Below are 26,368 nucleotides of genomic sequence, written 5' to 3'. Positions count from 1 at the left end.
ATTTCACTTCCTAAAATTGCTTGACCATATGATGAAATGGTTCATCGATTATGGACCATGGCTCTGTAATAACAAAGCCCATACGTTCATAAAGACGACGAGCGTCCTCTTTTTCCGTTTCAACATTTAATGATAATTTTGAATAGCCTCGTTTTTGCGTTTCCTCTAAGGCGAATTGTAGTAATAATGTTCCTATTCCTTTACCACGTGCTGCTGGTGATACACAAATAGTATCAATATAATATTCATCTTCATGGGCTTCTTTATCGATGATGACGGATGGCGCATTTTTTTCTTCAAGCCATTTTACGAGATTTGCATCCATTTGAATGGCTTCGACACCATTATAGTAAACAAGAATTCCTAGTACTTGCTCATTCTCAACAGCAACATAAGTATTTAAATAGGAATGTCGATTATCCTCACGCTTGAATAGTACAGTAAGTTCTTGTTCTACTGCTTCAGTTGTCTGTTCTCCTGTTAAACGGTTGGCAATTTCACCAATCGCATCAATAATTAGTGGTATAACGGCATGGGCATCCTGTGGTTGCGCTTGTCGAATTGTAATACTCATTGTCAAAATCCCTACCTTTCTATAGGCAAGTATAACAAAGATAAAGGATGACTCAAGTTTTTGAATAAATGGTGATATTCTGACGGCATCTTTACCTTCTTTCAACGAGTGTCCAAACACCCGCTGAAAGAAGGTAAACCCTCCGGACGCAATTATGCCAAGGCATAATTGATTATTTTTCCGAAAGTTTAAAACTTTATACGATATCTGATTTCGTGTTACTCTATAATGACTAGAGTTTCAGGAGGACAACAATGACAAAGGAAGATAAAGATTATATTTTAGTTTATGGAGATGCTTTTATTGACTATATCGCCGATGATGTAACAAATACATCTTTTACTAAATATATGGGTGGTGCGACGGTAAATGTTGCTGCGGGAATTAGCCGTATTGGTGCCCCATCTGCATTAATTACGATTACTGGAGACGACGAAGGCTCTCAATTCGTTCGAGATGGCCTTGCACAAGAAGGGGTAAACCTGGATTATGCGGTATTTGACCCTGCGAAGCGTGTTAGTGGTGTCTATGTTCATTTAACAGAAGCATGTGAGCGGATTTTTAAAGATTATGTCGATGAGACGCCAGATTTACAAGTAGAAGCAACACAGTTAAACGAAGCAGCTTTTAAACATGCATCTGCTTTAACAGTGTGCTCGGGGACTATGTTCCATCCTACAGCCCTTGATACAACACGTGCTGCTGTAGAAATGGCAAAGGAAAAAGGCGCAATTATCGCAATGGATGCGAATATTCGCCCTTTACGTTGGAGCAGTGAGCAGATTTGCCGTGAGACGATCACGTCATTTTTCGAGAACGTAGATATTTTAAAGGTCACTGATGAGGAATTATTTTTCCTGACAGAAACAACTAACTTGGAAGAGGGAATTGAGCAATTAAACAGCTATTTAGTGCCTATTATTTTAGTAACAGTAGGGGAAAATGGCACATATGCGGTATTAAATGGTGAGGTTATCCATGTACCGACAGAAAAGGTTGTGCCAGTAGATACTACAGGAGCTGGAGATGCATTTATGGCTGGTGTATTACGCGATGTTCATTACAATGGTTTACCTACAACAGAGGAAGAACTTGCTCGTTGTGCAAGTTTTGGCAATAAACTAGGTGCTTTGGCAGCTACTAAAGCAGGGGCATTAACAGCTCTTCCGTACTATGATGATATTAAGCATTTACTTAAATAGTCGTTTGGAGTGTGCATACAATGGAGAAAAATTACGATGTATTAGTGAAGGATCGATTATTCTTTGGCGGTGCAAAAGATGCAGATGTAGCTTTTGAACAAGAAACGGTGGATATTGTGATTGATGTTCGCGTAAACGGTTTATCTAATGAGGAGCAGGAAGCAGTTTCATATGTGTACAAGCATATGCCAATTGCTGATGAGGACATAGCAGTAGCGCCTTCTATTCAAAACGTTGCAAAAGAAATTGTTGCTGCCTATGAGAATGGGCAGAAAGTGTACTTCCATTGTGGAAGCGGAGGAGGCCGCGCAGGAGTGGCAGCCACTGCTGTACTAATGGAGCTTGGCATGACTGATTCCCTAGAGGAAGCGGAAGAGGCTGTAAAGAACGCGCGTCCACAAGTAACAATTCGACCAAAAATGGCAGATGCTTTGCAGAAGTTATATAAATAAATGAGAAGGTGTACCGGATTTTGGTACATCTTCTTTTTTAGTTAGTCGATAAACATTAATAGCTGGGAGATAAAACGTGAAAGATAATCGAGGCGATAATTCCTGCAAGCATGCCGATAAAATTAAAAAGTTGGATGACATTTTGTTAAAACGTATGTCATGTGCATAGGTTGACCATTCTCAACATACATAAAATTGTGCTATGCACATTAGAACGGTTTTTTTGTTATAGTAATGATATAACAAAGGTGAGGTGATCTCTATGATGGAGGAGTTAGCGAAAGTTCCATGGGCAGTCATAGCACCACTAATTGTGGTTCAATTTATTTTAATGATTGTAGCTCTAGTTGATTTACGAAAAATCCATGCAACAAATGGGCCGAAAATTTTATGGGTGTTTCTTATCATTTTTACTAGTTATATTGGTTCGATTGCGTACTTTATAGTGGGGAGAAAACAATCATGACAATATTACTTCAGGTAACAGGACTTACAAAGCAATTTGCAGAAAGAGTAGTTGTAGATGGAATCGAGTTCACGTTAGAAAAAAACACATCGACAGCTTTAATTGGACCTAATGGCGCTGGTAAAACAACGACATTATCGATGCTAACGGGCTTATTAAAACCAACTTCTGGCAGTGTGAAAATGTTGGATGGTGATGTAAGAGCCAATATTGGTTTCTTGCCACAATATCCGCAATTCCATCCTTGGTTAAGTGCGTTAGAGTTTACTGAAATGGCTGCAAAGTTAAATGGTGTGCCTGCAAAAAAAGCAATAGTAGAGGCACAAAAAACACTTGAGTTTGTAGGTCTAGGTAATGATGTAAATAAAAAAATTGCTACATTTTCTGGTGGTATGAAGCAACGGCTTGGAATTTCCCAGGCAATTGTGCATAAGCCTAAATTACTGTTATTGGATGAACCTGTGTCTGCATTGGATCCGGTAGGTCGTAGAGAAGTTCTTGATTTGTTAAAGGGTTTACAACAAGAAACGACTATTTTATATTCGACGCATATTTTAAATGATGCCGAAGAGATGACCGATCAATTATTATTTTTACGCGATGGGAAGTTAGTAGAACAGGGGACATTACGTGAAGTTCGACAACGTTTCGATGAACTAAATTATGTTGTAGAATTTAGCAATGAAAAAGAGGCAAAACTTTTTGCCAGTCAATCTGAACTTGTTGGGGAAGCAAAAGGTCGTAATGTATATATAGAAATTATTGAAGAAAGGCCGAGTATGCAAGAGCTCCTTCAATATTTAAGTAGTAGTCCTTATAAAATACGAAAAGTGGAGCGGCAAACAGCATCGCTTGAAGAGATTTTCATGAAGGTGGCGAGAAAAATATGAGTGGATTTACTGTACTTCTGCAAAAGGAATTTAGAGAAGCTTGGAGAAGCTGGAAGTTTTTATGGATACCTCTTGTATTTGCATTGCTCGGTATGAGTGATCCACTAACAAACTATTACATGATGGATATTTTAAATGCTGTTGGTAACTTACCAGAAGGCTTTGAAATGTTGATGCCGGAACTAATGCCAGTTGACCTATTACAAGCTTCCGTTGGGCAATTTCAAACGATAGGTTTACTCGTATTAATAGCTTCTTTTGTAGGAGCCATTAGTAAAGAAAGAGCAAGTGGGATGGCTACTTTATTGTATGTCCGTCCTATATCGTTCGGCGCTTATTTTATGAGCAAATTTATCGTCATGAGTACGGTTAGCTTAATTAGCATTTTAGCTGGTTTTGCGGCGAGCGTATACTATACGGTCGTGCTTTATGGGACATTTGAGATAGGGACACTGATGGCGAGTTTTTTCACGTATTTTTCTTGGCTACTCTTCGTAATAGCAGTAACATTAATGATGAGTGCGGCTTTTACAACAGTGGTAGCAACAGCATGTGCATTCGCTGTCATATTTATTGGGCAAATAGTAGATGCTTTAGTAGGAGCATTTTGGACAATATCACCGTGGAAATTACCGGTATATGGCGTTCAATTAATGAGGGGCACGATGGAGATGTCGGATTATTGGTGGAGTCTATCTATTACATTAGTGATCACGATAATTTGTATGAGTATCGGAGCTTTGACGATGAAGAAAAACGCACCGATGACGAAAATTTAACTTCTTTCAGCGGGTCTCCAAGCACCGGTTGGAATAGAGGAGCACAGTCTAAAAACGAAAATGACCGACATCGAATCGACCCTTGAGAACTCCATGTCTGTACTTTGTTTTTAAATAACTTAATTATATTCAAGAGCATCAACTTGGTAGATTTTTATCGGGTTGGTGTTTTTTTTTAGGTAACGCCGGCTCGAAAACGAATCGGCATTGTAAACTGTCAGATATTGTAAAAATAGATAAAGCAAGACGAGACAAGCTGTTAAGGGCTTGATCGTCTTGCTTTATCCTTCAAGCTTATATATAAGGAGCCGTTTGCTTGAACTTGGGCAAAAAAGACATCTGTAACGGATTGGACATTTTGTTTTTTTAACTTCTTCATAAGCCACTCTTCCGTCAATTCAAGTTCAACTAAGTTTTCATAAATAATTTGTCCATCTGAAGCTACTTCTGTTGGAATATAAGTTGGTGGTGTTACATCGGCCTTTACATCTTGTTTTGTAGCCGCTTGTTCAGCAGGCTTGGGTAGCACACTAAGCCTACCGGTAGTTTCAAGTAGTGCATATTGCACATCTTGTACAGAGAATATAGCTTGTTCTCGTAGCATCATCGTTAACTCATCCATATGCAAACGATTTTTTCTTAAGGCAGATTCTAAAATAAGTCCATTTTGAATAAGGATTGTTGGCTTATCATCAACTAGTACACGAGCTTTTTTAGATTTAATAGTAAGAATAGTCATCAAATAAGTTAAAACGCCCCACCAAATTAATGCAATAAGCCCGTCTAAAAATGGTGTTTCAGCTTGTGCTGCGACTTCAGAAGCAATCGAACCAAATGTGATACCTGTCGTATAGTGGAAAAATGTAAGCTGACCAAGCTGCTTTTTTCCAAGAATTCGGGCTACAATTAGTAGTGCGAAAAAAGAAAGTGTTGCTCTAAGTATCATTTCCCAAAAATGAGCGTGAAAAAAATCGTCCATACATAAATCAACTCCTTAAAACGCTATTGAAAATAGCTTGTGCAAAAAGGTCGATAGTATGCGACAATCATTTGTAACCAAATTTTGAGATAATTTAAAAAGTGAGGTGGCAGCATGAAACAAGTCGGAAATTTAAATAACCCAGTGTATCCAATTATGATAGCAATAGCTATTGCCCATCTTATCAATGATACGATGCAAGCTGTTATACCAGCGATGTTCCCAATATTAAAGACCGATTTAGGGTTAACTTTCACTCAAATAGGTCTTATTTCGTTTGTATTAAATATGTTTGCATCTGCCTTGCAACCAGTGGTAGGTTTTGTTAGCGATAAAAAGCCGATGCCCTATGCATTACCAATTGGTATGATTAGTTCATTTATTGGCATAGCCATTATAGCGTTCACATCCCAATATTGGATAATAATTATTGCAGTATTATTTTTAGGGTTTGGCTCAGCTATTTTCCATCCCGAGGGTTCACGTGTTTCATTTATGGCAGCAGGCTCAAAAAGAGGACTTGCTCAATCGATTTATCAGGTCGGAGGTAACTCTGGGCAAGCACTTGCACCATTAATTAGCGCTTATGTTTTCGCTATCTTTGGACAACGTGGTGCAGCAATGGTCTTAGTAGTCGCAGCACTAGGTATTCTACTATTAAGTAAAATTGCAAAGTGGTATAAGAAGCAGTTGGAGCAAGAACGTATGGCAAAGAAAAAGCGAGTATTAGTTTCTAACTTGCCACCATTAACGAAGAAACAAGTAGGCATTGCGTTGACGTTACTGTTTACTATTATTTTTGCGCGATCATTTTATACTACTAATATTACAAGTTTTTATGTGTTTTATTTGATGGGTCATTATGAGGTTAGCCTTCAACTAGGCCAAGTTTTAATATTCACCTTTATGGCATTTGGCGTTATTGGTACATTTTTCGGAGGTTCACTATCAGATCGAATTGGTAGAAAAAATGTTATTTTACTGTCCGTTGTTGTACCGATGCCATTTTGTTTAGCGTTGCCATATGTACCATTATGGGCAGCCATTATATTTTTAGTAATTATCGGCACACTCATTATGATAAGCTTCTCGGTAACAGTGGTTTACGCACAGGAGCTTGTTCCAACAAAAATTGGTACAATGGCTGGTTTAACAACTGGTTTTGCTTTTGGGATGGGGGCAATAGGTGCGATGGTCATTGGTGTATTGATGGATCATAAGGGGATTGATTTTACAATGATGGTTGTATCTTTGCTACCATTATTATTACTAGTAGCCTTTTTCTTACCTAAGGATAAGCCAGCTTCGGCAGTGTAATCATAAAGATCGCGAGGAGCACCCGAGTTTGTTTCCTCCAAAGTGAAAGGTATTCATTATCTTATCGATAAGCAAAAACGCGTTCTCTTATTATTAGAGAAACGCGTTTTTATTATTGACGTAATGGTGATAAAAATTCAGAAGGAAGTTTTCCCTTATCTAGTATATATCCCTCTGATATGTGAACTTCATGCATTTTATCATTGTAAGTGAATTTAAAAATACCATTATCAAAGTCAGTACCAATCTCTTTGAAGAATATCCCTTCAATGGATACATATTTAGGACATGTAAATGCTACTTTAAAGTCTCCCTGTTCTTGAATTAAATAAGCACGTACACCTTTCTCATATGTATCGTTTGCATCATCATCGTCAGTTGGACGTTGGACAGCCACGATGTGAAAATCAACAAAAGGAACCTCTTTTAATAAAACATTTAGGAAAGAACCTTTTGTAATCTCTTCCCAACGACTTTGTGCGCTTTGGCCTACGATAATTTGAGAAATTCCGTAATTTTTTGCCACTTCTGCAATAACTTTTTGTATTGGACGCTTTTCATTATCTTGTAATATGAACTCTTCAATTTCAAGCTCATCAGATAACTTTTTCCATTGCTCAATGTAGCTAGACTTCTCTGCGTCAAAGGCATCAAGGGGTTGCGAATCGACTGAAAGGATATAGAGTGGACAATCTAGCATTGTAGCCATTTTATGACCGCGTCGTATTAATCGCTCGCCGTTAAGCCCATAGTAAACACAAACTAATATACTTTCGTCTAAACGTCCTTTTACATGCTTCATAAAAATTAACACCTCTTATCATGTTGTTATTTTGTTAATTCTACTGTCGATTTTGAAAAAAATATCCTAAAACAGCTAAAATCGATGCTGATACAGTGCATTATGCTCATTTATATTGTATACTAAAAAACGTATAAAAGTTAATGACAATATATCGGGAAAACCTTGAGAAAACTGGGTTATCTTTATACTTTACAGTTATTTGATTTATGCATTTCGTGCATTTAAACCAATTGCCTCTATATGCCACACTATTATGCAGTTAGTTAAATAGATAGTCAAGTGACTTGGTACGCCATTGTGTGTGTACATATTATCTCGTTTGAAAATCATGCCATTCTCTATAGGAGTAAGGCGATATTGGTTATTTTGGCTTCTCAGGATATGAAGCTAAATAGCTAAAAAGTTCCCCAGGTTTTATGCAGTGTACCATCAAAAGCTTCTCTCTGCATAAAGTATGTGTTGAATGATCTAGATTGGTCTTTATTTTTAATGTCTATTATTACAACACATGCCGCTTACTTTCCAATTCAAGTTTATTACGTGAAAAAATCAAATTTCAAGAAAATTTCTGATATGTTAATTAGCTTTATTAATCTTATATCTTCCTGGTGGGAGGCAAAAAGGCTTAACTTTTTTTCGGTGTAAACGTTTGCTGAATAAAGTTAGAGTCTCCAGCAATTGCTATAGAATTTTTGTGTTCGAAATAAAGTATAAACAGTAGTAACTTCAGTAGATTTGGGAATACTTTATTATCGGAGTTTTTCGCATTCACTATAGTAAACAGTTGCTGAACGAAATTGATAGTAGGAGGTTTTCACTTGGTTACAGTTCTCATTACGATACTTTTACCATTTGTTTGTGCTGCGCTTATTCCACTACTTTATAGGCGACTAAGGCGTGTTGCACATCTTGGCTGGTTTGTTTTATCCGTTCCATTCATCCTATTTCTTTTACTCGCGCGCTATATTCCTCAAATTGCCGAGGGTAAAACGTTTATTCATACATATGAGTGGATTCCCTCTTTTAATATAAATTTCACAACTTACCTCGACGGACTCAGTATGATTTTTGGCTTGCTGATTACGGGTGTAGGTAGTTTAGTCATTTTATATTCTATATTTTATTTATCAACGAAAGAATCTCTTCACCATTTTTACTGCTATTTATTACTATTCATGGGTGCAATGCTTGGCGTCGTCTTTTCAGATAATCTAATGGTATTATACACATTTTGGGAGCTAACAAGTGTGTCATCATTCCTGTTAATTGCATTTTGGCATCATCGAAAAGCGTCTCGTGCTGGTGCAAGAAAAGCGATGACTATTACCGTTTTTGGTGGCCTTTCAATGCTTGCAGGCTTTTTGATGCTGTATGTAGCATCGGGTACATTTAGTATTCGTGAAATCGTAGCCGAAGTAGAGGTTATACGAGATCATACACTGTTTATTCCAGCGTTAATCCTTATTCTAATCGGTGCATTTACAAAATCTGCACAGTTTCCTTTCCATATTTGGCTTCCAGATGCGATGGAGGCGCCAACTCCTGTCAGTGCTTACTTACACTCGGCAACAATGGTAAAGGCTGGGATCTATTTAGTTGCGCGTTTTTCACCAGTGTTTGGAGGAGAGGCTGTTTGGTTCTGGCTAGTCAGTGTGATTGGCCTTGTAACGTTGTTCTGGGGTTCATTTAATGCTGTGCGGCAAACAGATTTAAAGGCGTTACTAGCCTTTTCAACGGTTAGTCAGCTCGGTTTGATTATGAGTTTATTTGGACTAGGATCAGTTGCACATTATTACGGCTATGCTGCAGATACTGTTCTTTACACGCAGGCAAGCTTTGCGGCGTTGTTTCATCTTATTAATCACTCCACGTTTAAAGGTGCACTTTTCATGATGGTCGGTATTGTCGATCATGAGGTGGGCACACGTGATATTCGTCGTCTTGGAGGGTTAATGGCTTTAATGCCTATAACTTTCACCATTGCAGTTATTGGTGGATTTTCTATGGCCGGCTTACCTCCATTTAACGGTTTCTTAAGTAAGGAAATGTTTTTCGCTGCAGTATTAACTATTCGCAATGTAGAGGCATTTTCAATTTCTGATTTGGGACTATTATTTCCAATAGTGGCATGGGTAGCGAGTATCTTTACATTTGTTTACTGTATGATTTTAATCAGTCGAACGTTTTTCGGAAAACTACAGCTTGATAAGTTGGATAAAAAACCGCATGAGGCTCCGTTAGGTATGCTACTTTCGCCAATCATTTTGTGCGTCTTTGTAGTTGTGATCTTCTTCTTCCCAAATGTGCTAGGGCATTATATTTTAGAGCCTGCTATGGCAAGTATTTATCCAGCATTCCCATCGACTGGTGAATTAACACCACATATCCATGCTTGGCATGGCATTAATGCTGAATTGTTAATGACTGTTGGTGTCATTATTCTGGGTATTATTTTATTTAAAACGTTAAAAAGCTGGAAGCCTTTGTATCGGATATTCCCACAAAGATATACGTTTAATATGTATTACAATCGTTTGATTGAGTTTGGTGAAAATAGTTCTGCAAAGCTTACGAATCGATATATGACAGGTAATTTAACACATTATTTTGTCTATATATATGTATTCTTTGTTGCCCTTATCGCAGGATATTTTATATGGTCTGATGCTATTGCATTTAATTTTGCAAAGGATTCCGCAATTGAGTCCTATGAGCTCATTTTAGTGTTTGTCATGATGTTTGCTGCCGTATGGATAATTTTTGCTAAGGGACGCGTAACAGCAATGTTATTAAATGGCGTACTTGGCTATTCAATCGCATTTTTCTTTGTGATTTTCCGTGCGCCGGATTTAGCATTAACGCAATTAGTCGTTGAATCTGTGACAACTGCTTTATTCCTTCTATGCTTTAAATATTTACCTGATTTAATGCCTGAATCCTCCCGCAAAAAAATGCAATGGTCTAAGGTCATTATATCCATTTTCGTTGGTGCCACAGTTACATTAGTAGGCTTAGCGGTTGTCCATTTCGATCGCTTTGAGCCAGTAGCTACTTACTTCAATGATTCTTACAAGCTGGCGGGTGGTTCAAATATCGTCAACACCATATTAGGCGATTTTCGTGCGTTTGATACGATGCTAGAAGTTGTCGTTCTTCTGATTGCTGGCTTAGGAGTGTATACATTAACGAAGCTAAAGCCACGAAAGGAGGAAACGGATCATGAAAATCAATGACGTTATTTTACGTACTGTCACAAAGACAGTCGTATTCATAATTTTAACCCTTGGAATTTATTTGTTCTTTGCAGGGCATCATGCTCCTGGTGGAGGTTTTATAGGCGGTCTCGTGCTAGCCTCCGGCATTGTTCTACTATATTTAGCGTATGACATTGAAACAGTGCATAAAGGGATGCCTTTTGATTTTAAAAAAGTTGCTGCGCTTGGCGTATTACTTGCGACGGGCACAGCAATTGGCTCACTATTTTTTGATGTTCCGTTTTTAACGCAGACACATAGCTATATAAATGTACCGATATTCGGGAAGATGGGCTTTTCGACGGTAACCATTTTCGAGGCTGGCGTGGCTTTAACAGTAGTTGGTGTTGTAGTCACAATTATTTTAAGTATAAGTGAGGATGAGTAGCCAATGGAGTCTTTAATACTAGTGTTAGTTGGTGTATTAGTAGCTGTTGCGACGTACTTAATCCTCTCGAAACAGTTATTACGTGTGATTTTAGGAACGGCGGTATTATCGCATGCGGCACATTTACTGATTTTAACGATGGGTGGACTGAAGAAGGGGAATGTACCACTTTTAGAGGAATCAGAAGGTCCTTACACAGATGCTCTGCCGCAAGCTTTGATTTTAACTGCAATCGTGATTAGCTTCGCGGTGACGGCGTTTGTGCTTGTTCTCGGTTACCGAGCTTATAAAACGAACAGTTCGGCGAATTTTGATGAATTGAGAGGTACGCCGGATGAGTAATATGATTGTTTTACCATTAATTGTGCCGGTTATTACGGCCATTTTACTTGTGTTTTTACGTGACAATGTATTTTTGCAGCGCATCATTAGTTTGGTGACATTAAGCTTTGTTGCCTTTATTAGTGTTATTTTATTGCTAGAGATTCAAAAACAAGGTGTAATGCGTATTGATTTTAGTGGCTGGGCACCGCCATTCGGCATTTTATTTGTCGCTGATTCGTTCGCAATGCTTCTTGTATTAGTCGCGAATATTGTCGCAGCCATTTGTCTGTTATATGCCTTTTTTACAATCGGTAAGAGCTTTGAAAAGATGTATTTTTACCCGTTTGTCCTACTTATGGTAGCAGGTGTGAATGGCTCATTTCTAACAGGGGATATTTTTAACTTGTTTGTGTGTTTCGAGGTGATGTTACTTGCTTCTTATGCACTTATTAGTTTAGGCGGCGAGAAAGTTCAGCTGCGAGAGGCTTTAAAATATGTCCTTATTAATATTGTTGCATCTTGGATTTTCCTAGTGGCATTAGCTTTTTTATATGGAACCGTTGGAACGTTGAATATGGCACATATTTCAGTTCGCGTGATGGAGCTAGGAGCTGACCCGCTGATCACGACTGTGGCTCTTATTTTCTTAATTGTCTTTAGCTTGAAGGCTGGGCTATTATTATTCTTCTGGCTTCCAGGCTCATACAGTGCACCTCCAACAGCTATAGCCGCACTTTTTGCTGCATTATTAACAAAGGTTGGAATTTATGCGCTCGTCCGCACTTTTACATTACTTTTCCCGAATAATACTGAAGTGACTCATATGATACTAGGAATTATGGCAGGACTGACGATTATTGCTGGATGTATGGGAGCACTAGCAGGACGAGATGTAAGAACAATTGCCTCGTATAATGTCCTTATTGGTGTTGGCTTTATAGTAGCTGGTCTAGCGATCGGTACCGAGTCTGCCTTACAGGGTGTAACATACTATTTGATGCACGATATGGTAGCTAAGGCCATGCTGTTTTTAGCAGTTGGCATGATGATGTATGTTACTGGTGAAACGGTTATTGATAAAATGAGTGGGCTTATTCGAAATTACCCTCTTTTTGGCTGGATATTCTTTATTGTCATGTGTTCCCTTGCTGGGATACCACCATTGAGTGGCTTTTTAGGGAAGGTTTTAATAGGACAAGGAGCTATTGAGGGCGGAAATTTTGTTCTACTAGGGCTAGGATTTTTATCTAGTTTAATTGTTTTGTATTCACTATTACGAATATTTCTTTCCTCATTCTTTGGGGAAACGATTATTAGTCTAGAGGATGAAAAGCCGTTACCAAAGCGTATGGTTTTACCATTAACATTATTGGCAGCTTGTACGATTGCTTTAGGAATTGGAGCTGAATGGGTGGCTCCGTATGTAACAGATGCGGCAGAGACACTCTATACGCCATCAATCTATATTGATGCAGTGCTAGATGGCACAACATGGCAAGGTGAGGTGAATGAATAATGGCGATGCAATTTATCCTGAATTTATTTATCGCAACACTTTGGCTCTTATTAAAGGATGAAGTGGTACCACAATTTTCGACATTTCTAATGGGCTTTATCGTCGGAATAGGGATTTTATATGCGATGCACCGCTTTTACGGCACACAATTTTATTTACGACGTGTGTTTTCAATCATTAAATTATTATGGCTCTTTAATTGGGAGCTACTATTATCGAGTTACAGCGTATTAAGACAAATTACGACGCCGAAGCTCACTATAACGCCTGGAATATTTACGTATAAAACAGCGCTAAAAGGAGATTGGGAAATAACAGCTCTTGCATTGTTGCTCACGCTGACTCCAGGTTCAGTCGTGATGGAAGTTTCTGAAGAGGGAGATATGTTTTATATTCATGCAATGGATATTGAACAATCGAAAGAAGCTGTCATTCGTTCAATAGGAAAATTTGAACAAGCGATCATGGAGGTGACACGCTAATGATTGATAAAATTTTACTTTTGGCTCTTGCATTATTCAGTGTATCGATTGCGTTGTCGCTATTTCGTGTGATTCGAGGCCCTTCGTTGCCTGATCGTGCTATTGCACTTGATACAATAGGTGTTAATCTACTTTCAGCGATCGCTATCGTCTCTATTATTTTGAAAACAAAGGCGTATTTAGAGGCGATATTAATATTAGGAATTTTAGCTTTTATCGGCACAATTGCATTTACAAAATATATTGAAAGAGGTGTGATTGTTGAACGTAAATCAAATGATTGAATGGGCGGCAGTTATACTTATATTGATTGGCTCCATTGTAAGTGTTATTAGTGCATTTGGGATGATTCGTTTACCAGACGTATACACGCGTTCACATGCTGCAACGAAAAGTTCGACATTGTCCGTCTTAACATGTCTATTAGGCACATTTATTTACTTTTGGGTTCATGATGGATATGTTAGTGTACGTTTAATATTAGGAATTGGCTTCGTTTTTGTAACAGCTCCTGTAGCAGGGCATTTAATATGTCGTGCTGCGTATCGATCTCGCGTACCTTTAGCAGAAGGGTCCGGAGAGGATGAGCTAAAGGAAAAGTTATTTGCAGATGAAAAATAAAATAAGTGGCAAACCTCCAAAGGCATATCGAGATTGGCTCTAGCTTATCCAGCAGAAGTAGCGTTAGTTAATAATCTGAGACCCCCATTTTCGGGGTCTTTTTTTGTTAAAACGTACGCTATGTATAGTTGTTGGGAGTACAAGTGAAGCGTCCAACTGGAACGGAAATCACTCCTACGTAATGATGAGGAACTTATTTTGTAGGTGGTAAATCTAAATGGATTGATTTTTCCGAAAATTATGTATATAATATTTTATCGGGAAATTTTCAGATTAGCTTGATTATTACTTCGAAAGAGTATATCTTATTAGCAGATAGATATTTATTCTCCATATTGTATAAATATCCATGCACTTATTTTCAAGAACAAGAGTTTTATAGATAAAAAAACATAAATAAAAGGAGATTGTTGAATATGAAGAACAAATTTTTCATGCTTATGCTTGTGCTAGTAATTGCTGTCCTAGCGGCATGTGGCGCAAAAGATGATAAGGCAAGCGATAAAGATTCAAATGCTAACGAAGGCGCAGAACAAAAGCAAGTGTTAAAAGTAGGTACTTCATCTGATTATGCACCATTTGAGTATGTCGATGCTGCAAAAGGTGATGATATTATTGGTTTTGATATTGATTTAATTAAATTAGTTGGTGAAAAGATTGGTGCAGAAATAGAAGTTCAAGATATCGACTTCAATAGTTTAGTGCCAGCTCTACAAGCCGGGAAAATTGATATTGTTATCTCTGGTATGTCACCTAATGAAGAACGTGAAAAAGTTGTAGATTTCTCTGATAAATATAATCAAACAGAGCAAGTGTTTATCGTGAAAAAGGATAGCGGAATTAAAAAAGAGGCTGATTTAGCTGGTAAAAAAATTGGTGTTCAAAACGCTTCAATCCAAGAAACTTTAGGTAATAAAATTGCTAAAGAAGTAGATGCCACTGTTGAAGGTCGTACTCGAATTCCTGAAATTGTTCAAGACATGATGTCAAAACGTTTAGATGCTGGGATTGTAGAAAGTGGTGTAGCGAAAGGCTATCTTGATACGAACGATAAACTAGAAGCGTTCCCTGTTAAAGAGCAACCTGAAGACTTTAAAGCAATCGCTGTTCCAAAAGGTAGTGATCTTAAAGATAAAATTAACAAAGCATTAAAAGAATTAGCTGCTGAAGGTAAAATTCAAGAGCTAGAAGAAAAATGGTTAAAAGTTAAATAAGTAAGTTTACTGCGATAGCTCTATCTCGAGCTATCGCTTATATCTTTCATTTCCTGAAAAAAGAACAAGAAAGGAGGGGGCACTGTGAATTTAGATTTTACAGCTATCATTCCCTCTATTCCTTATATATTAAAAGGGATAGGTGTTACACTTCAAATTGCAATCGGTGCATCAATCATCGGTTTTATAGTTGGTATATTACTAGCGTTATGCAAAATCGGTAAAGTGAGTGTTTTACGTTGGTTTGCAGATTTTTATACATCAATTTTCCGTGGTACACCGCTCGTACTACAATTAATGATTATCTATTATGCAGTGCCACAATTATTAGATATTCAAATTGAGCCAGTTCCAACGGCTATTATTGCATTCGGGTTAAACTCAGGTGCTTATATTTCAGAAATCATTCGCGCTGGTATTAATGCGGTTGATAAAGGACAGATGGAAGCGGCACAAGCGCTAGGTATTCCATATGCGAAAATGATGAAAGATATTATTATCCCACAAGCCGTGAAAAATATTTTACCATCTTTAGTGAATGAGTTTATTACACTAAATAAAGAAACTGCTGTCGTGACGGTTATTAGTGCACTTGATATTATGCGCCGTGCTTACATTGTAGGTGGTTCAACATATCGCTATCTTGAGCCATTACTATTTGCGGGTGTAATCTACTACATTATGACGCTTGTATTAACGTTCCTTGGTAGACGAATTGAGAAAGGAATGAGAAGAAGTGATTAAAATTGAAGATTTACACAAATCATATGGACAAAACGAAGTACTAAAGGGTATTTCAACAGAAGTTAAAGAAAAAGAAGTAATTGCTATTATTGGTCCATCAGGGTCTGGTAAATCAACATTCCTGCGTTGCTTAAATTTATTAGAAGAGCCAACGAGTGGAAAGGTTACAATTGCGGGTGACGTTCTAACGGACAAAGGGACAAACATTATGAAAATCCGTGAAGAGGTCGGTATGGTATTTCAGCATTTTCATCTTTTTCCTCATAAAACGGTACTTGAAAATTTAACATACGCACCGATTAATGTAAAAGGAATGGATAAGACAGCGGCTATCAAAAAGGCTGAAGACTTATTAACGAAAGTAGGCCTATTTGATAAGCGCAATGAATATCCAAGTCGTCTATCAGGAGGACAGAAGCAACGTGTTGCTATTGCTCGAGCACTAGCAATGGATCCAAAAGTAATTTTATTTGACGAGCCTACTTCAGCTCTTGACCCTGAAATGGTAAAAGAGGTATTAGCCGTTATGAAAAATCTTGCTGATACGGGTATGACGATGTTAATCGTAACGCATGAGATGGGCTTTGCACGTGAAGTGGCTGACCGTATACTATTCCTTGATGGCGGAAAGTTAATTGAGGACGCACCACCAGAACAGTTTTTCGCATCACCATCTACACAGCGGGCGAAAGATTTCTTAGAAAAAGTATTATAAGTGATAAAACGCATTTAGACTCTTTTAAAGGAGTGTCTAAATGCGTTTTTTTGTTTACTTAAGTTCATTTATTAATGTATCCATACATGGAGGTCTGCCTGTAGAAAAAGTAGCTAGTCAGATTTTCATTTTAAATTACTCTTTTTGTTCAATCTAATGATTTTATGTGTATGTGCTTACAATTACTTTATTTTATGCTTATAATAGGAGGGTCAGATTTTTATCTTCATTCAGTAGAAGCTCCCACCTCTGAAGGTGGTTAGATGAATGCGGATGTGTTCCTTTTCAGTGGGAGCGACAGCAACAATTACGCCAAGGCGAAATTGATCTGATGAAAAAGTAGCCACAAAGTGAGCGATTGCGATTGAAAAAATTATTATATGTAGCTTTTTTTGTTGTTTTTATAGTCATTTTTTTGTACGTAAACAATCATTGGCTGGTTGTAAGCAAGTATGAATTCGAGTCAGAAAAAGCGCCCGCCGGCTTTGATGGACTACGCATTACGCAAATAACAGATTTACAGGATGCTCTCTTTGGTGAACATCAAGAGAAACTCATAGCAAAGGTGAAGGCAACAAATCCTGACCTGATTTTTATTACAGGTGATTTAGTTGATAGTAATCGTTATAATTTGGAGCGAAGCTTGCAGGCTGTTAGGGGATTAGTTAAATTAGCGGATGTCTATTATGTACTAGGAAACCATGAAGTAGCGACGAATAAAGTGAATGTAATTTATGACGAGCTATCATCGTTAGGTGTACATGTATTGTCCAATGAATCGGCCGTCATTGAGCGCGACGGGGAGCGCTTGGCGATTGTTGGCATCGAAGATCCGTTATCGGGTAGAACAACGAAAGAAATGCTAGAGATAGCAACAAAAAATGTTCCACCAAATATATTAACGATTTTACTAGCGCATCGACCAGAAGTGTTTAATACGTATGTGGACTTTGGAATTGATTTAGTATTTGCAGGACATGCACATGGTGGACAAGTTCGAATTCCTGGTATTGGTGGTCTTTTCGCACGAGGACAGGGAATACTTCCGAAGTATACGGCAGGTGTTTTTGAAGAAGGAACAACAACTATGGCCGTTAGTCGAGGATTAGGTAATAGTACAGTACCTATTCGAATTTTTAATCCACCAGAAATTCTTGTAATGGAATTAAAGAAAAAATAAGCACTGCGTCTTTGCTCGCAGTGCTTATTTTTGTTTACGCTCTATACGTTTAACAAGATAAATGAGTATTCCATATAAAATAATCATTGGAATGAATACGAGTAGCTGACTAATAAAATCGGGTGGTGTAATCACAGCAGAACCAATGCCCATCCCGATATAAGACCAGCCTCGTATTTTTTTATGGATACGGCTGTTAGGATGCCTATGGACGATAAAAAGAGAACTACGATTGGGAATTCAAAGAGTAGTCCGAGCGGTACTAGAAACTATTCTGTTTTTATAATCAGGTATCTATGAAAAATTACTCAATTTAATTCAACTGTTGAACTGGTGAATCGATTAAATATAATCGAGAAGATCTGTGGGTAATTTGTGTATCGGTTGTGGATAATGTGTGGATAAAAATAATTTATTGAGGGATCAATTGCTTTAGCTGAGCAATTGTCTGTGGATAATTATCGATGGGGAGATGGCAGCAATAGAATGTGCAGCAAGTGATGGCGTGCATAAATGAATAAAGGAGCTACCTCAGTAATGGATTAGCTCCTTTGTTGTAATTTATTTTCGAAAAGGTCAGTTTAGTACTTCTTGTACTGCTTCAAATAGTTGCTCGGTAGAGATGATACGCTCGCCACCGCCTTGCACCATCTGATCACTGCCGCCGCCTTTTCCATTAATGAGTGGCAGTGCCTTTGCGGCAATGTCCTTCATACTCTTTTCAACTTTTGCACCACGTGCTGCGACAAACTGAAGCTTGTCTTCATTTTCTGAAACAAGTAATACGATAGCTTCTACCTGCTCAGTGACAACAGTTCGAGCTAATTTTTGAAGCTCCTGCATAGTACGCTGAGTAAAGACGGCAGTAATAACACGTTCTTTACTAGAAACTAGCGCTTTTGCTTCATAATTTAACAGCTCTTCTTTTGCCGCCACAAGTGCCTTTTCTGTACTTTTTTGTGTTGTTAAGATTTTTGTAAGTGCTGTAGCTGCTTCAACTTCAGGTACACTTAATTGTCTTGCAACGTCAGCTAGAACTTTCTTTCGCATGGCTAGCTCCGCTAAAACTCGATGACCACATACAAAGGAGACACGAATATTGCCCTTCATTTTTTCTGTGCCAAGAATTTTTATTGCGCTGACTTGTCCTGTTGATGTTGGATGTGTACCACCACAACCGTTGTAATCAAAGTCTGGAATAATAACAAGCCGTATATCTCCTGTAACGGCTACATCTTTACGTAGGCTGTAGTTCTCTAATTCTTTTTCTGTAATCCATGTCGTTTCAATTGGGCGGTTCTCTAAAATAATTTCATTGGCACGGGCTTCCGCGGCCACAAGCTGTTCTTCCGTTAGGACATCTACGGCAATATCAATTGTGACTTGCTCACTACCTAAATGGAAGCTAACAGTTGGTGCATCAAAAAGCTCGACAAAGGCCGCTGTTAAAATATGTTGACCTGCATGCTGCTGCATATGATCAAATCGTCGTTGCCAGTTCAATTGTCCATGCAATTCTCCAACTAAACTAGAAGAGTCGCCTTGAATATAATGGCGAATTTCATCATTGATTTTCTCAACCTCGATAACCTCTATATCATTTAAAGTACCAGTGTCATGAGGTTGTCCGCCTCCTGTTGGATAAAATGCAGTATTTGATAGCACCACGTAGTTGCGGCCATCGATATCGGTTCCTTTATTGACAATTGTTGCATTAAATTCACGTAGCATAACATCTTGATAATATAGTAGTTCTTTCAAGAAAAAGCCTCCTTTATGTAGAGAATCCTTAAGAGAATCAAGTCTCTCAATTAATTTATTTTCATTGTGGCATAATTACTTTCAAGTGTATACGAGTTTTCTATTTGACCCATGCTGAATTTGATTTAATATATATTAGAACAGGTTAACTTAAAGGAGATCATACAATGGAAATTACACAATTCTCAATGGAAGAAATTTTAGACCCAACAAACATTATTGAAGGCAAGCGCTACGAATTTATTTTAGATGTAGATATTGATGAAGAAGATGAGCTTTATCACGAAGCAGGAATTGAAATTCGTGTACTAATCGCTGAAAAAGGTGAAGAGTCATTTGTTTTAAATTACTTCATCATGGAAAAAGCAGAAGGTGAGTATTTAGATTTTGCATTAGAGGATGAAGAGCTAGAAGAGATTTTAACATTCTGCAAAGAGGAAATCGCAAAAGCGTAGTAGGTCTGCGTAAAAGCATTTCCAACAAAAATAAATAGTTTCTTATTCGATAATATTCCGCTTTGCTTTCTCTGGACAGGCACAAGTTACATTGGTGTACTCTTGTTTGTCTCCTGGGAGTCTAAGCGGAATTTTAACTTTACATCACTAATTAAGGATTATTTAAGATTAATGAAATAGTAGTGTTGTGTTAAAAGGGTAAACTATGTTTAAGAAATAAAAAACGGGTGTTTTTAGGCTTATCACTAAAGCGGCTCATTGGATGCACTGTCCCAAAAAGCGCTCAGCCTGAACGGAAATCAACCATACGTTATGGTGAATAGCCGATTTTTAAACGAAGAGGTGTTCTATGTCAGTTTATACACATTCTATAATGGTAGCTTTATTAATAACAATTTTCTCATCCTTTATGCTATTTGTACCTTGGCTAATTTATACGTATCGGAAATATGGCTATTTATCTGTATCCAAAACTATTATTACGTTCTCATTTATTTTTTACTTTTTATCGGCATTATGCTTAGTTTTATTGCCTTTCCCAGAAACACGGGATACTTGCTCTTTGCAAGCCCCAGATACAGTCCATTATAATTTACATCCTTTTCAATTTGTTACGGATGTTTTAAAGGATAGTGGGATTGTTTTGACGAATCCTTCAACATGGATTTATATACCGAAGCAACCTGCTTTTTTTCAGGCATTTTTTAATTTCTTGCTTCTCATGCCTTTTGGCGTGTACTTGCGTTACTTCCTTAAAAAAAGAAAGTACTGGAAACGTGCATTTCTATTTAGCTTTTTGCTAACATTGTTTTATGAGGTAACCCAATATACAGGAATTTATGGCATCTTTAATTGTGCGTATCGAATTTTTGATGTGGATGATTTAATACTTAACAGTGTTGGTGCGCTATTAGGGTTCTTCTTAGCCCCTGTTGTGTGGGCGCTGTTTCCTTCTCATGAAAAGGTGACGGCTAAAGCAGCAGAAATGGTCGAGAAAGATATTGTCAAACCATTATCAATTTTATTGGCACTAGCAATAGATTTATTTATCGCACAAATCATTTTGTTCATCAGTAGTGCTGTAACAGGATATAGTGGTATGTTTGAGTTTTTAGTGAAAATTGCTTTATATATGTTGCTCTTTGGTGTTGTTCCAAGCCTTACAAACGGCGCAACATTAGGGATGAAGTTTATGCGCTTTACAATGGTCAGTGAAAACGGCAAAAATATTGTCAGCCAATCTTGGCGCCGTTGTGTTGCTATTCTGGTGATAGTCTGTACTTCGGAGATTATAACAATTATAGGGAACATAAAATTAAATATGGATTCACCATTTTATGTACTACAAATTGTTATTACATTGTTAGTCTTTATAGCGAACTTTGTTCTAATGATGGTTATCGCTATTCATGTAATACGTGTCATCGCAAGTGGAGGCAGACGCCGTTTATTTATGGACTATTATGCAGGCTTACTAGCAACGAGAAAAAAATAAGGGGGATTATTGGATGAAATACGTAATCATCGGGGGAGATGCTGCGGGTATGTCAGCAGCAATGGAAATATATCGAAATGTACCAGGAGCAGAGATTACATCGGTAGAACGTGGATTCATTTATTCATATGGGCAATGTGGCTTGCCTTATGTTGTAGATGGGCGTATTTCATCGACAAAGCGTCTCATAGCAAGAGATGTAGAAACGTTTCGTGATAAGTACGGTATTGATGCTCGTGTTGGTCATGAGGTTAACGGAATTGATGTAGACAAGAAGCTTGTTTTTGGTACACAGTCATCTGGTGAATCATTTGAAATTCCTTATGATAAGCTACTTATTGCAACGGGCGCGGATCCTATTATGCCTGTGGAGAAGGGTTCGGATTTGGCGGGTATACACACGGTGAAAACAATACCTCAGCTAGATGAGTTACTAGCCGATTTAACGCCAGATATAGAAAATGTAACAATTATAGGCGCAGGGTATATTGGGCTAGAGATGGCTGAGACGATCCATGCTTGCGGCAAAAACGTAAGATTGATCCAACGAGGTAGCTATGTTGCAAGAATTTTAGATGAAGAGCTTGCACAACATGTTCATGAAGAAGCGAAAAAGAATGATATCGAACTTCTGTTAAATACAAAAGTAGAGGCGTTTGAGGGGAATCACCGTGTTGAGCGTGTTATAACAGACAATGGCGCATTTGATACGGATTTAGTCATTATGGCTGCGGGGATTAAACCAAATACTCAATTTTTAGAAGGTACAGGTATAGCACTAGAGAAAAATGGTGCGGTTATCGTCAATCGACATTTAGAGACATCTGTTGAAAATATTTATGCGGCGGGAGATTGTGCAACGCATTTTAATATTGTGAAAGAACGCCTAGATTATATTCCTCTTGGAACGACAGCTAATAAGCAAGGTCGTTTAGCGGGACTCAATATGTCGGGCAAGTTCGCGCCGTTTCGTGGGATTGTAGGTACGTCAATCTTAAAGTTTTTCAATTTAACGATTGCCACGACTGGTATTAATGAGCGCAATGCTAAAGAGCTAGGTTTTGAATATGAGGCATTTAAATTGTCTGCGCGCCATATTGCGGGATATTATCCAGGTGCCCAACGGATGTTTATTAAAATTATTGTTCGTAAACGAGATCAACAGCTTTTGGGCGCACAAATTGTTGGTCCGGCAGGTGTTGATAAACGGATCGATGTGTTTGCGACAGCCTTATACAATAAAATGACGTTACCAGATTTACTAGATTTAGATTTAGCCTACGCGCCTCCATTTAATGGTGTTTGGGATCCACTACAGCAGGTGGCCAGAATAAATGCGCGTTTATAACGAAGGGGGTTATTAGAAATGAGCATTTACGATATTCAGGTTGCTTTAGAAGATGGTACTGAATATAGCTTAGATCGTTATAAGGGTAAGGCAATGCTAATTGTTAATACGGCTTCCAAATGTGGTTTTACACCGCAGTTTGAAGAATTAGAAGGTCTGTATAAAAAATATCAGGATGAAGGTCTTGTTGTTCTTGGCTTCCCATCCAATCAGTTTAAACAAGAGGTAGCGACTGCTGAGGAAGCGGCGTCACAATGCCGTTTAACATATGGGGTGACGTTCCCTATGCATGAAATTGTGAAGGTCAATGGTAAGGATGCACACTCTATTTTTGAGCATTTGACATCGCATTCAAAAGGCTTTCTTGGCAACAGTGTAAAGTGGAATTTCACAAAATTTCTTGTGAATCGTAATGGTGATGTTGTTGGACGCTATGGATCAGCTGATAAGCCAAGTAGCTTTGAAGACGATATACAAAAAGCATTAGCATAATAAAGTTGAGGATTCACGCACAGTTTTGTGTGTGAATCCTTTTTTGCTCTTAGGCAGGTGGATGCCGATAAAAATTAAAAGTTGGGTGATAAAACGTAAAAGTTAGTAGATAAAATTCAAAAGTTGGGCGATAAAACATGAAAGTTTATCGATAAAGCTAAAAAGTTGGGTGACACTTTGTTAAAACGTATGTCATGTGGATAGGTTGATTTAAGGTTGTTGTAAGCTTGGGACAAATTTGTTGTAAGTTTGAGGGCGTATACTAAAGTCAGAAAGAAGAGGTGAGCGTTTATGACGCCATTATTAAAGGTACAAAATGTAGAAAAGACTTACGGCAAAGGCGCAAATACATTTACAGCGCTATCGAATATATCATTTGAAGTAGAAAAAGGAGAGTTTGTTGGTGTAATGGGGCCTTCAGGGGCTGGGAAATCGACGCTATTAAATGTGTTAGCCACAATTGATACGCCAACGACTGGTGAAATTATTATTGGTGATACAAACTTAGCGCGCATGAAGGATGCGGAGTTAGCGGATTTTCGTCGCGACAATCTAGGCTTTATCTTCCAAGACTATAACTTACTTGATTCTTTAACAGTTCGTGAAAATATCGTACTGCCTCTTGCGATTGCAAAAGTGCCAACAAAGGCAATTAACGCAAGGGTAGAACGCATAGCAACACTGTTTGGGATAAAAGAGTTACTTGATAAATACCCATATCAAATTTCAGGTGGGCAAAAGCAACGTACAGCATCATCACGTGCGTTAGTTACAGAGCCGAAACTAATCTTTGCGGATGAGCCAACAGGTGCTCTTGATTCAAAATCAGCAACAGACTTGCTTGAAAGTTTAAGTGATTTAAATAATTCACAAGCGTCCACTATTATGATGGTTACGCACGATGCATTCGCAGCAAGCTTCTGCCAACGCATTCTGTTCATTCAGGACGGACAGCTTTCTAAGGAAATTCATCGTGGTACTCAAACAAGAAAGCAGTTCTTCCAAGAGATTTTACAGGTGCTTGCTGGCATCGGAGGTGGAGTAAATGACGTTATTTAGTTTAGCGCGTAAAAATATTCAGCGCAATTTGTCGAATTACTTTTTATATATCGCTTCGATGGTCTTTAGTATCGTCATCTACTTTACGTTTGTGACATTGAAATATAATGATGATCTTTCAGCATTGAAACAATCATCGCAGCAAATTAAAGGATTGATGAGTGCATCATCCGTTGTGCTATTATTCTTTATCATCATCTTTATGGCGTATTCCAATTCGTTTTTTATGAAGAGACGAAAAAAGGAAGTAGCACTTTACTCTTTACTAGGTGTGCGTAAGCAGAAAATTGGCTTAATGCTCTTTTTCGAGAATTTAGTGATTGGACTTGTTTCACTAGTACTAGGAATTATTCTTGGATTCTTTATGTCACAAGGGCTATTAATGATTTTAGTTCGTTTAATGGGCTATGAGGTTGTAGGAAGTTTAACTTTTTCCTCTGAGGCTCTAGTAAATACAACAGGCATTTTTGCGCTACTATTTTTATTCACTTCTTTACAGGGCTACCGTGTTATTTATCAATTTAAACTAATTGACTTGTTCCATGCAGAGAAGCAAGGAGAGAAAATACCACGTGCATCATTATTAGCAGCTATTCTTGGGACAGCGCTAATTGCATTTGGTTATTACACAGCGTCTCAAGATATGTTTACGAGCAAGATTTGGCGATTTTTCACAGTGCTAGGTACTCCGCTAATGGTGATAGGTGTAACGATTGCAGGGACATATTTATTATTCCATAGTGTTAGCGTATTTGTATTAACGGCGTTGAAAAAAGCAACTTCTTGGTCATGGAAAGGCTTGAATTTAATCGGTGTATCACAATTATTGTACCGTATCCGAGCAAATGCTAAATCTCTTTCAATCATCGCTATTTTAAGTGCGACAACGATCACAGCAGGTGGCGGCGTTTTCGGTATGTATTACAATGCGGAAGCAACTGTACGTCATATGTTACCTAACACATTTATGTGGAAGGGTGAGACAGTAAAATTTTCACAAGAAGACGTCTTATACAACGAAGAGCTTTCTGTAAAAAATTTACGTGTCGATAATGAATATTCGTTTTTTGAATATACATTATTAAAGGAATCCGACTATAATCGTTTAGCAAAATTGCAGGGGAAAGATGAAGAACTGCACATTGCAGATGGTTCAACAGTGTTACTTGATGCAACTTTTGATGAACGTTTCTCACATGATTTTACGGGTGAGGAGTTTAAATTGGAAAACGGGGAATCATTCCATGTTGATAAAATGTATACAGAGAGTGTATTAAACTTTATTCCAGCTGGTACAGTACTCGTTGTGAATGATAAAGTATTCGCTGCAACAAATGCAGAAAATGTTAAAATGCAAGTAGTTGGTATGGATAATGACTTGAAGCAACAGGCGATTTCAAAAGAGATTTCCAATCAACTAGCTACTGAACAGCAGGAAGGGTTTTCAAGTGTTCCGCAAAGTTATGAGGATAGTTTAGCTACTGTAGGGTCACTATTGTTTGTAGGAAGCTTTTTAGGATTAGTATTTTTGGCAGCGACAGGAAGTATTATTTACTTTAAAATTTTAACAGAGGCAGAGGAAGATCAGTCTAAATATGCAATTTTAAATAAAATCGGTGTTAATAAAAAGCAGATATTAAAAACAGTTGCAGGGCAGGTTGCCGTGATCTTTAGTGCACCACTCATTGTTGGTATCGCACATAGTGCATTTGCGCTGATAGCCTTTTCACAACTATTTGGTATGGATATAACGAAACCAGTAATACTGTGGATGATTGCTTATTCTGCAATTTACGGCGTATATTATATCTTTACAGTTCGTTCATTCTATAAAATTGTTAGACAGGGGAATTAAG

General features: G+C 37.9%; 27 protein-coding genes and 1 pseudogene. 23 read left to right on the top strand and 5 right to left on the bottom strand.

Annotated elements, in window-relative coordinates:
• Nucleotides 1–10: 10 nt before the first annotated feature.
• The gene (locus ACVYAD_RS19605) at nucleotides 11–574 is read right to left on the bottom strand and encodes a GNAT family N-acetyltransferase (protein WP_476427587.1); all 564 of its coding nucleotides are present in this window, start codon (nucleotides 572–574) and stop codon (nucleotides 11–13) included.
• 254 nt (nucleotides 575–828) lie between these two features.
• Here ACVYAD_RS19605 and ACVYAD_RS19600 point away from each other — a divergent pair, with 254 nt between their 5' ends.
• The 5 genes from ACVYAD_RS19600 to ACVYAD_RS19580 all read left to right on the top strand — a co-directional run bounded on the left by ACVYAD_RS19600 (nucleotide 829) and on the right by ACVYAD_RS19580 (nucleotide 4,363).
• Nucleotides 829–1,776 (top strand): carbohydrate kinase family protein, encoded by a 948-nt coding sequence (locus ACVYAD_RS19600; RefSeq protein ID WP_349661505.1) that lies wholly within the window; start codon nucleotides 829–831, stop codon nucleotides 1,774–1,776.
• 20 nt (nucleotides 1,777–1,796) lie between these two features.
• Nucleotides 1,797–2,228 (top strand): protein-tyrosine phosphatase family protein, encoded by a 432-nt coding sequence (locus tag ACVYAD_RS19595; protein ID WP_386831229.1) that lies wholly within the window; start codon nucleotides 1,797–1,799, stop codon nucleotides 2,226–2,228.
• A gap of 262 nt (nucleotides 2,229–2,490) precedes the next feature.
• Entirely contained in the window at nucleotides 2,491–2,694 is a 204-nt protein-coding gene (locus ACVYAD_RS19590) for a PLDc N-terminal domain-containing protein (protein WP_387096798.1), read from the top strand.
• Nucleotides 2,691–3,584 (top strand): ABC transporter ATP-binding protein, encoded by an 894-nt coding sequence (locus ACVYAD_RS19585; RefSeq protein ID WP_476427571.1) that lies wholly within the window; start codon nucleotides 2,691–2,693, stop codon nucleotides 3,582–3,584. The genes ACVYAD_RS19590 and ACVYAD_RS19585 overlap by 4 nt, the downstream gene beginning before the upstream one ends.
• On the top strand, nucleotides 3,581–4,363 hold the full coding sequence (locus ACVYAD_RS19580; protein WP_476427570.1) for an ABC transporter permease: 783 nt from the start codon (nucleotides 3,581–3,583) through the stop codon (nucleotides 4,361–4,363). The genes ACVYAD_RS19585 and ACVYAD_RS19580 overlap by 4 nt, the downstream gene beginning before the upstream one ends.
• 259 nt (nucleotides 4,364–4,622) lie before the next feature.
• Here ACVYAD_RS19580 and ACVYAD_RS19575 read toward each other — a convergent pair whose 3' ends face one another.
• On the bottom strand, nucleotides 4,623–5,342 hold the full coding sequence (locus tag ACVYAD_RS19575) for a YetF domain-containing protein (RefSeq protein WP_476427569.1): 720 nt from the start codon (nucleotides 5,340–5,342) through the stop codon (nucleotides 4,623–4,625).
• A 114-nt stretch (nucleotides 5,343–5,456) separates the two neighbouring features.
• On the opposite strand from ACVYAD_RS19575, the gene ACVYAD_RS19570 reads away from it, so the two are divergent.
• Nucleotides 5,457–6,659, top strand: coding sequence for an MFS transporter (locus ACVYAD_RS19570; RefSeq protein ID WP_476427568.1), 1,203 nt, complete (start codon nucleotides 5,457–5,459; stop codon nucleotides 6,657–6,659).
• Between the two features lie 112 nt (nucleotides 6,660–6,771).
• Here ACVYAD_RS19570 and ACVYAD_RS19565 read toward each other — a convergent pair whose 3' ends face one another.
• The gene (locus ACVYAD_RS19565; protein WP_349661498.1) at nucleotides 6,772–7,461 is read right to left on the bottom strand and encodes a histidine kinase; all 690 of its coding nucleotides are present in this window, start codon (nucleotides 7,459–7,461) and stop codon (nucleotides 6,772–6,774) included.
• 821 nt (nucleotides 7,462–8,282) lie between these two features.
• On the opposite strand from ACVYAD_RS19565, the gene ACVYAD_RS19560 reads away from it, so the two are divergent.
• The 11 genes from ACVYAD_RS19560 (at nucleotide 8,283) to ACVYAD_RS19510 (ending at nucleotide 17,902) form a co-directional block, all read left to right on the top strand.
• Complete coding sequence (locus tag ACVYAD_RS19560; RefSeq protein ID WP_476427567.1) at nucleotides 8,283–10,697, top strand: Na+/H+ antiporter subunit A; 2,415 nt, start codon at nucleotides 8,283–8,285, stop codon at nucleotides 10,695–10,697.
• Entirely contained in the window at nucleotides 10,684–11,106 is a 423-nt protein-coding gene (locus ACVYAD_RS19555) for a Na(+)/H(+) antiporter subunit B (RefSeq protein WP_349661496.1), read from the top strand. The genes ACVYAD_RS19560 and ACVYAD_RS19555 overlap by 14 nt, the downstream gene beginning before the upstream one ends.
• Before the next feature lie 3 nt (nucleotides 11,107–11,109).
• A complete protein-coding gene (locus ACVYAD_RS19550) occupies nucleotides 11,110–11,448 on the top strand; it encodes a Na(+)/H(+) antiporter subunit C (RefSeq protein ID WP_386831243.1) in 339 nt (112 codons plus the stop codon).
• Nucleotides 11,441–12,946, top strand: coding sequence for a Na+/H+ antiporter subunit D (locus tag ACVYAD_RS19545; RefSeq protein WP_476427565.1), 1,506 nt, complete (start codon nucleotides 11,441–11,443; stop codon nucleotides 12,944–12,946). Before ACVYAD_RS19550 ends, ACVYAD_RS19545 begins: the two co-directional genes overlap by 8 nt.
• Entirely contained in the window at nucleotides 12,946–13,428 is a 483-nt protein-coding gene (locus tag ACVYAD_RS19540) for a Na+/H+ antiporter subunit E (RefSeq protein ID WP_349661493.1), read from the top strand. Before ACVYAD_RS19545 ends, ACVYAD_RS19540 begins: the two co-directional genes overlap by 1 nt.
• Nucleotides 13,428–13,712 (top strand): Na(+)/H(+) antiporter subunit F1, encoded by a 285-nt coding sequence (locus ACVYAD_RS19535; RefSeq protein ID WP_079562764.1) that lies wholly within the window; start codon nucleotides 13,428–13,430, stop codon nucleotides 13,710–13,712. Before ACVYAD_RS19540 ends, ACVYAD_RS19535 begins: the two co-directional genes overlap by 1 nt.
• Entirely contained in the window at nucleotides 13,690–14,049 is a 360-nt protein-coding gene (locus ACVYAD_RS19530; protein WP_197144576.1) for a Na+/H+ antiporter subunit G, read from the top strand. Before ACVYAD_RS19535 ends, ACVYAD_RS19530 begins: the two co-directional genes overlap by 23 nt.
• A gap of 416 nt (nucleotides 14,050–14,465) precedes the next feature.
• Nucleotides 14,466–15,263 (top strand): transporter substrate-binding domain-containing protein, encoded by a 798-nt coding sequence (locus ACVYAD_RS19525; RefSeq protein ID WP_349661492.1) that lies wholly within the window; start codon nucleotides 14,466–14,468, stop codon nucleotides 15,261–15,263.
• Between the two features lie 84 nt (nucleotides 15,264–15,347).
• Nucleotides 15,348–16,007 carry an amino acid ABC transporter permease gene (locus ACVYAD_RS19520; protein ID WP_349661491.1) on the top strand — a complete coding sequence of 220 codons (660 nt, stop codon included), beginning with the start codon at nucleotides 15,348–15,350 and terminating at the stop codon, nucleotides 16,005–16,007.
• A complete protein-coding gene (locus ACVYAD_RS19515; protein WP_349661490.1) occupies nucleotides 16,000–16,722 on the top strand; it encodes an amino acid ABC transporter ATP-binding protein in 723 nt (240 codons plus the stop codon). The genes ACVYAD_RS19520 and ACVYAD_RS19515 overlap by 8 nt, the downstream gene beginning before the upstream one ends.
• 364 nt (nucleotides 16,723–17,086) lie before the next feature.
• Entirely contained in the window at nucleotides 17,087–17,902 is an 816-nt protein-coding gene (locus tag ACVYAD_RS19510; protein WP_476427564.1) for a metallophosphoesterase, read from the top strand.
• A gap of 24 nt (nucleotides 17,903–17,926) precedes the next feature.
• Here the strand turns inward: ACVYAD_RS19510 and ACVYAD_RS19505 are convergent.
• Together ACVYAD_RS19505 and ACVYAD_RS19500 are read right to left on the bottom strand one after the other, a co-directional pair.
• Nucleotides 17,927–18,165: pseudogene (locus ACVYAD_RS19505) on the bottom strand (twin-arginine translocase subunit TatC); the annotation flags it as partial.
• Between the two features lie 313 nt (nucleotides 18,166–18,478).
• The gene (locus tag ACVYAD_RS19500; protein ID WP_476427563.1) at nucleotides 18,479–19,663 is read right to left on the bottom strand and encodes an alanyl-tRNA editing protein; all 1,185 of its coding nucleotides are present in this window, start codon (nucleotides 19,661–19,663) and stop codon (nucleotides 18,479–18,481) included.
• A gap of 167 nt (nucleotides 19,664–19,830) precedes the next feature.
• On the opposite strand from ACVYAD_RS19500, the gene ACVYAD_RS19495 reads away from it, so the two are divergent.
• The 6 genes from ACVYAD_RS19495 to ACVYAD_RS19470 all read left to right on the top strand — a co-directional run bounded on the left by ACVYAD_RS19495 (nucleotide 19,831) and on the right by ACVYAD_RS19470 (nucleotide 26,367).
• Nucleotides 19,831–20,118 (top strand): DUF6509 family protein, encoded by a 288-nt coding sequence (locus ACVYAD_RS19495; protein ID WP_349661478.1) that lies wholly within the window; start codon nucleotides 19,831–19,833, stop codon nucleotides 20,116–20,118.
• A 349-nt stretch (nucleotides 20,119–20,467) separates the two neighbouring features.
• Nucleotides 20,468–21,613, top strand: coding sequence for a VanZ family protein (locus tag ACVYAD_RS19490; RefSeq protein WP_476427562.1), 1,146 nt, complete (start codon nucleotides 20,468–20,470; stop codon nucleotides 21,611–21,613).
• Nucleotides 21,614–21,626: 13 nt separating this feature from the next.
• Nucleotides 21,627–22,961 (top strand): FAD-dependent oxidoreductase, encoded by a 1,335-nt coding sequence (locus ACVYAD_RS19485; RefSeq protein ID WP_476427561.1) that lies wholly within the window; start codon nucleotides 21,627–21,629, stop codon nucleotides 22,959–22,961.
• 18 nt (nucleotides 22,962–22,979) lie between these two features.
• Nucleotides 22,980–23,453 (top strand): glutathione peroxidase, encoded by a 474-nt coding sequence (locus tag ACVYAD_RS19480; RefSeq protein ID WP_349661475.1) that lies wholly within the window; start codon nucleotides 22,980–22,982, stop codon nucleotides 23,451–23,453.
• 291 nt (nucleotides 23,454–23,744) lie between these two features.
• Nucleotides 23,745–24,512 carry an ABC transporter ATP-binding protein gene (locus tag ACVYAD_RS19475; RefSeq protein ID WP_323650654.1) on the top strand — a complete coding sequence of 256 codons (768 nt, stop codon included), beginning with the start codon at nucleotides 23,745–23,747 and terminating at the stop codon, nucleotides 24,510–24,512.
• Entirely contained in the window at nucleotides 24,499–26,367 is a 1,869-nt protein-coding gene (locus tag ACVYAD_RS19470) for an FtsX-like permease family protein (RefSeq protein WP_476427560.1), read from the top strand. The genes ACVYAD_RS19475 and ACVYAD_RS19470 overlap by 14 nt, the downstream gene beginning before the upstream one ends.
• Nucleotide 26,368 lies beyond the last annotated feature (1 nt).

This window comes from Lysinibacillus sp. G1-3, from assembly GCF_056322905.1.
This window is presented reverse-complemented; position numbering and strand designations above follow the sequence as displayed.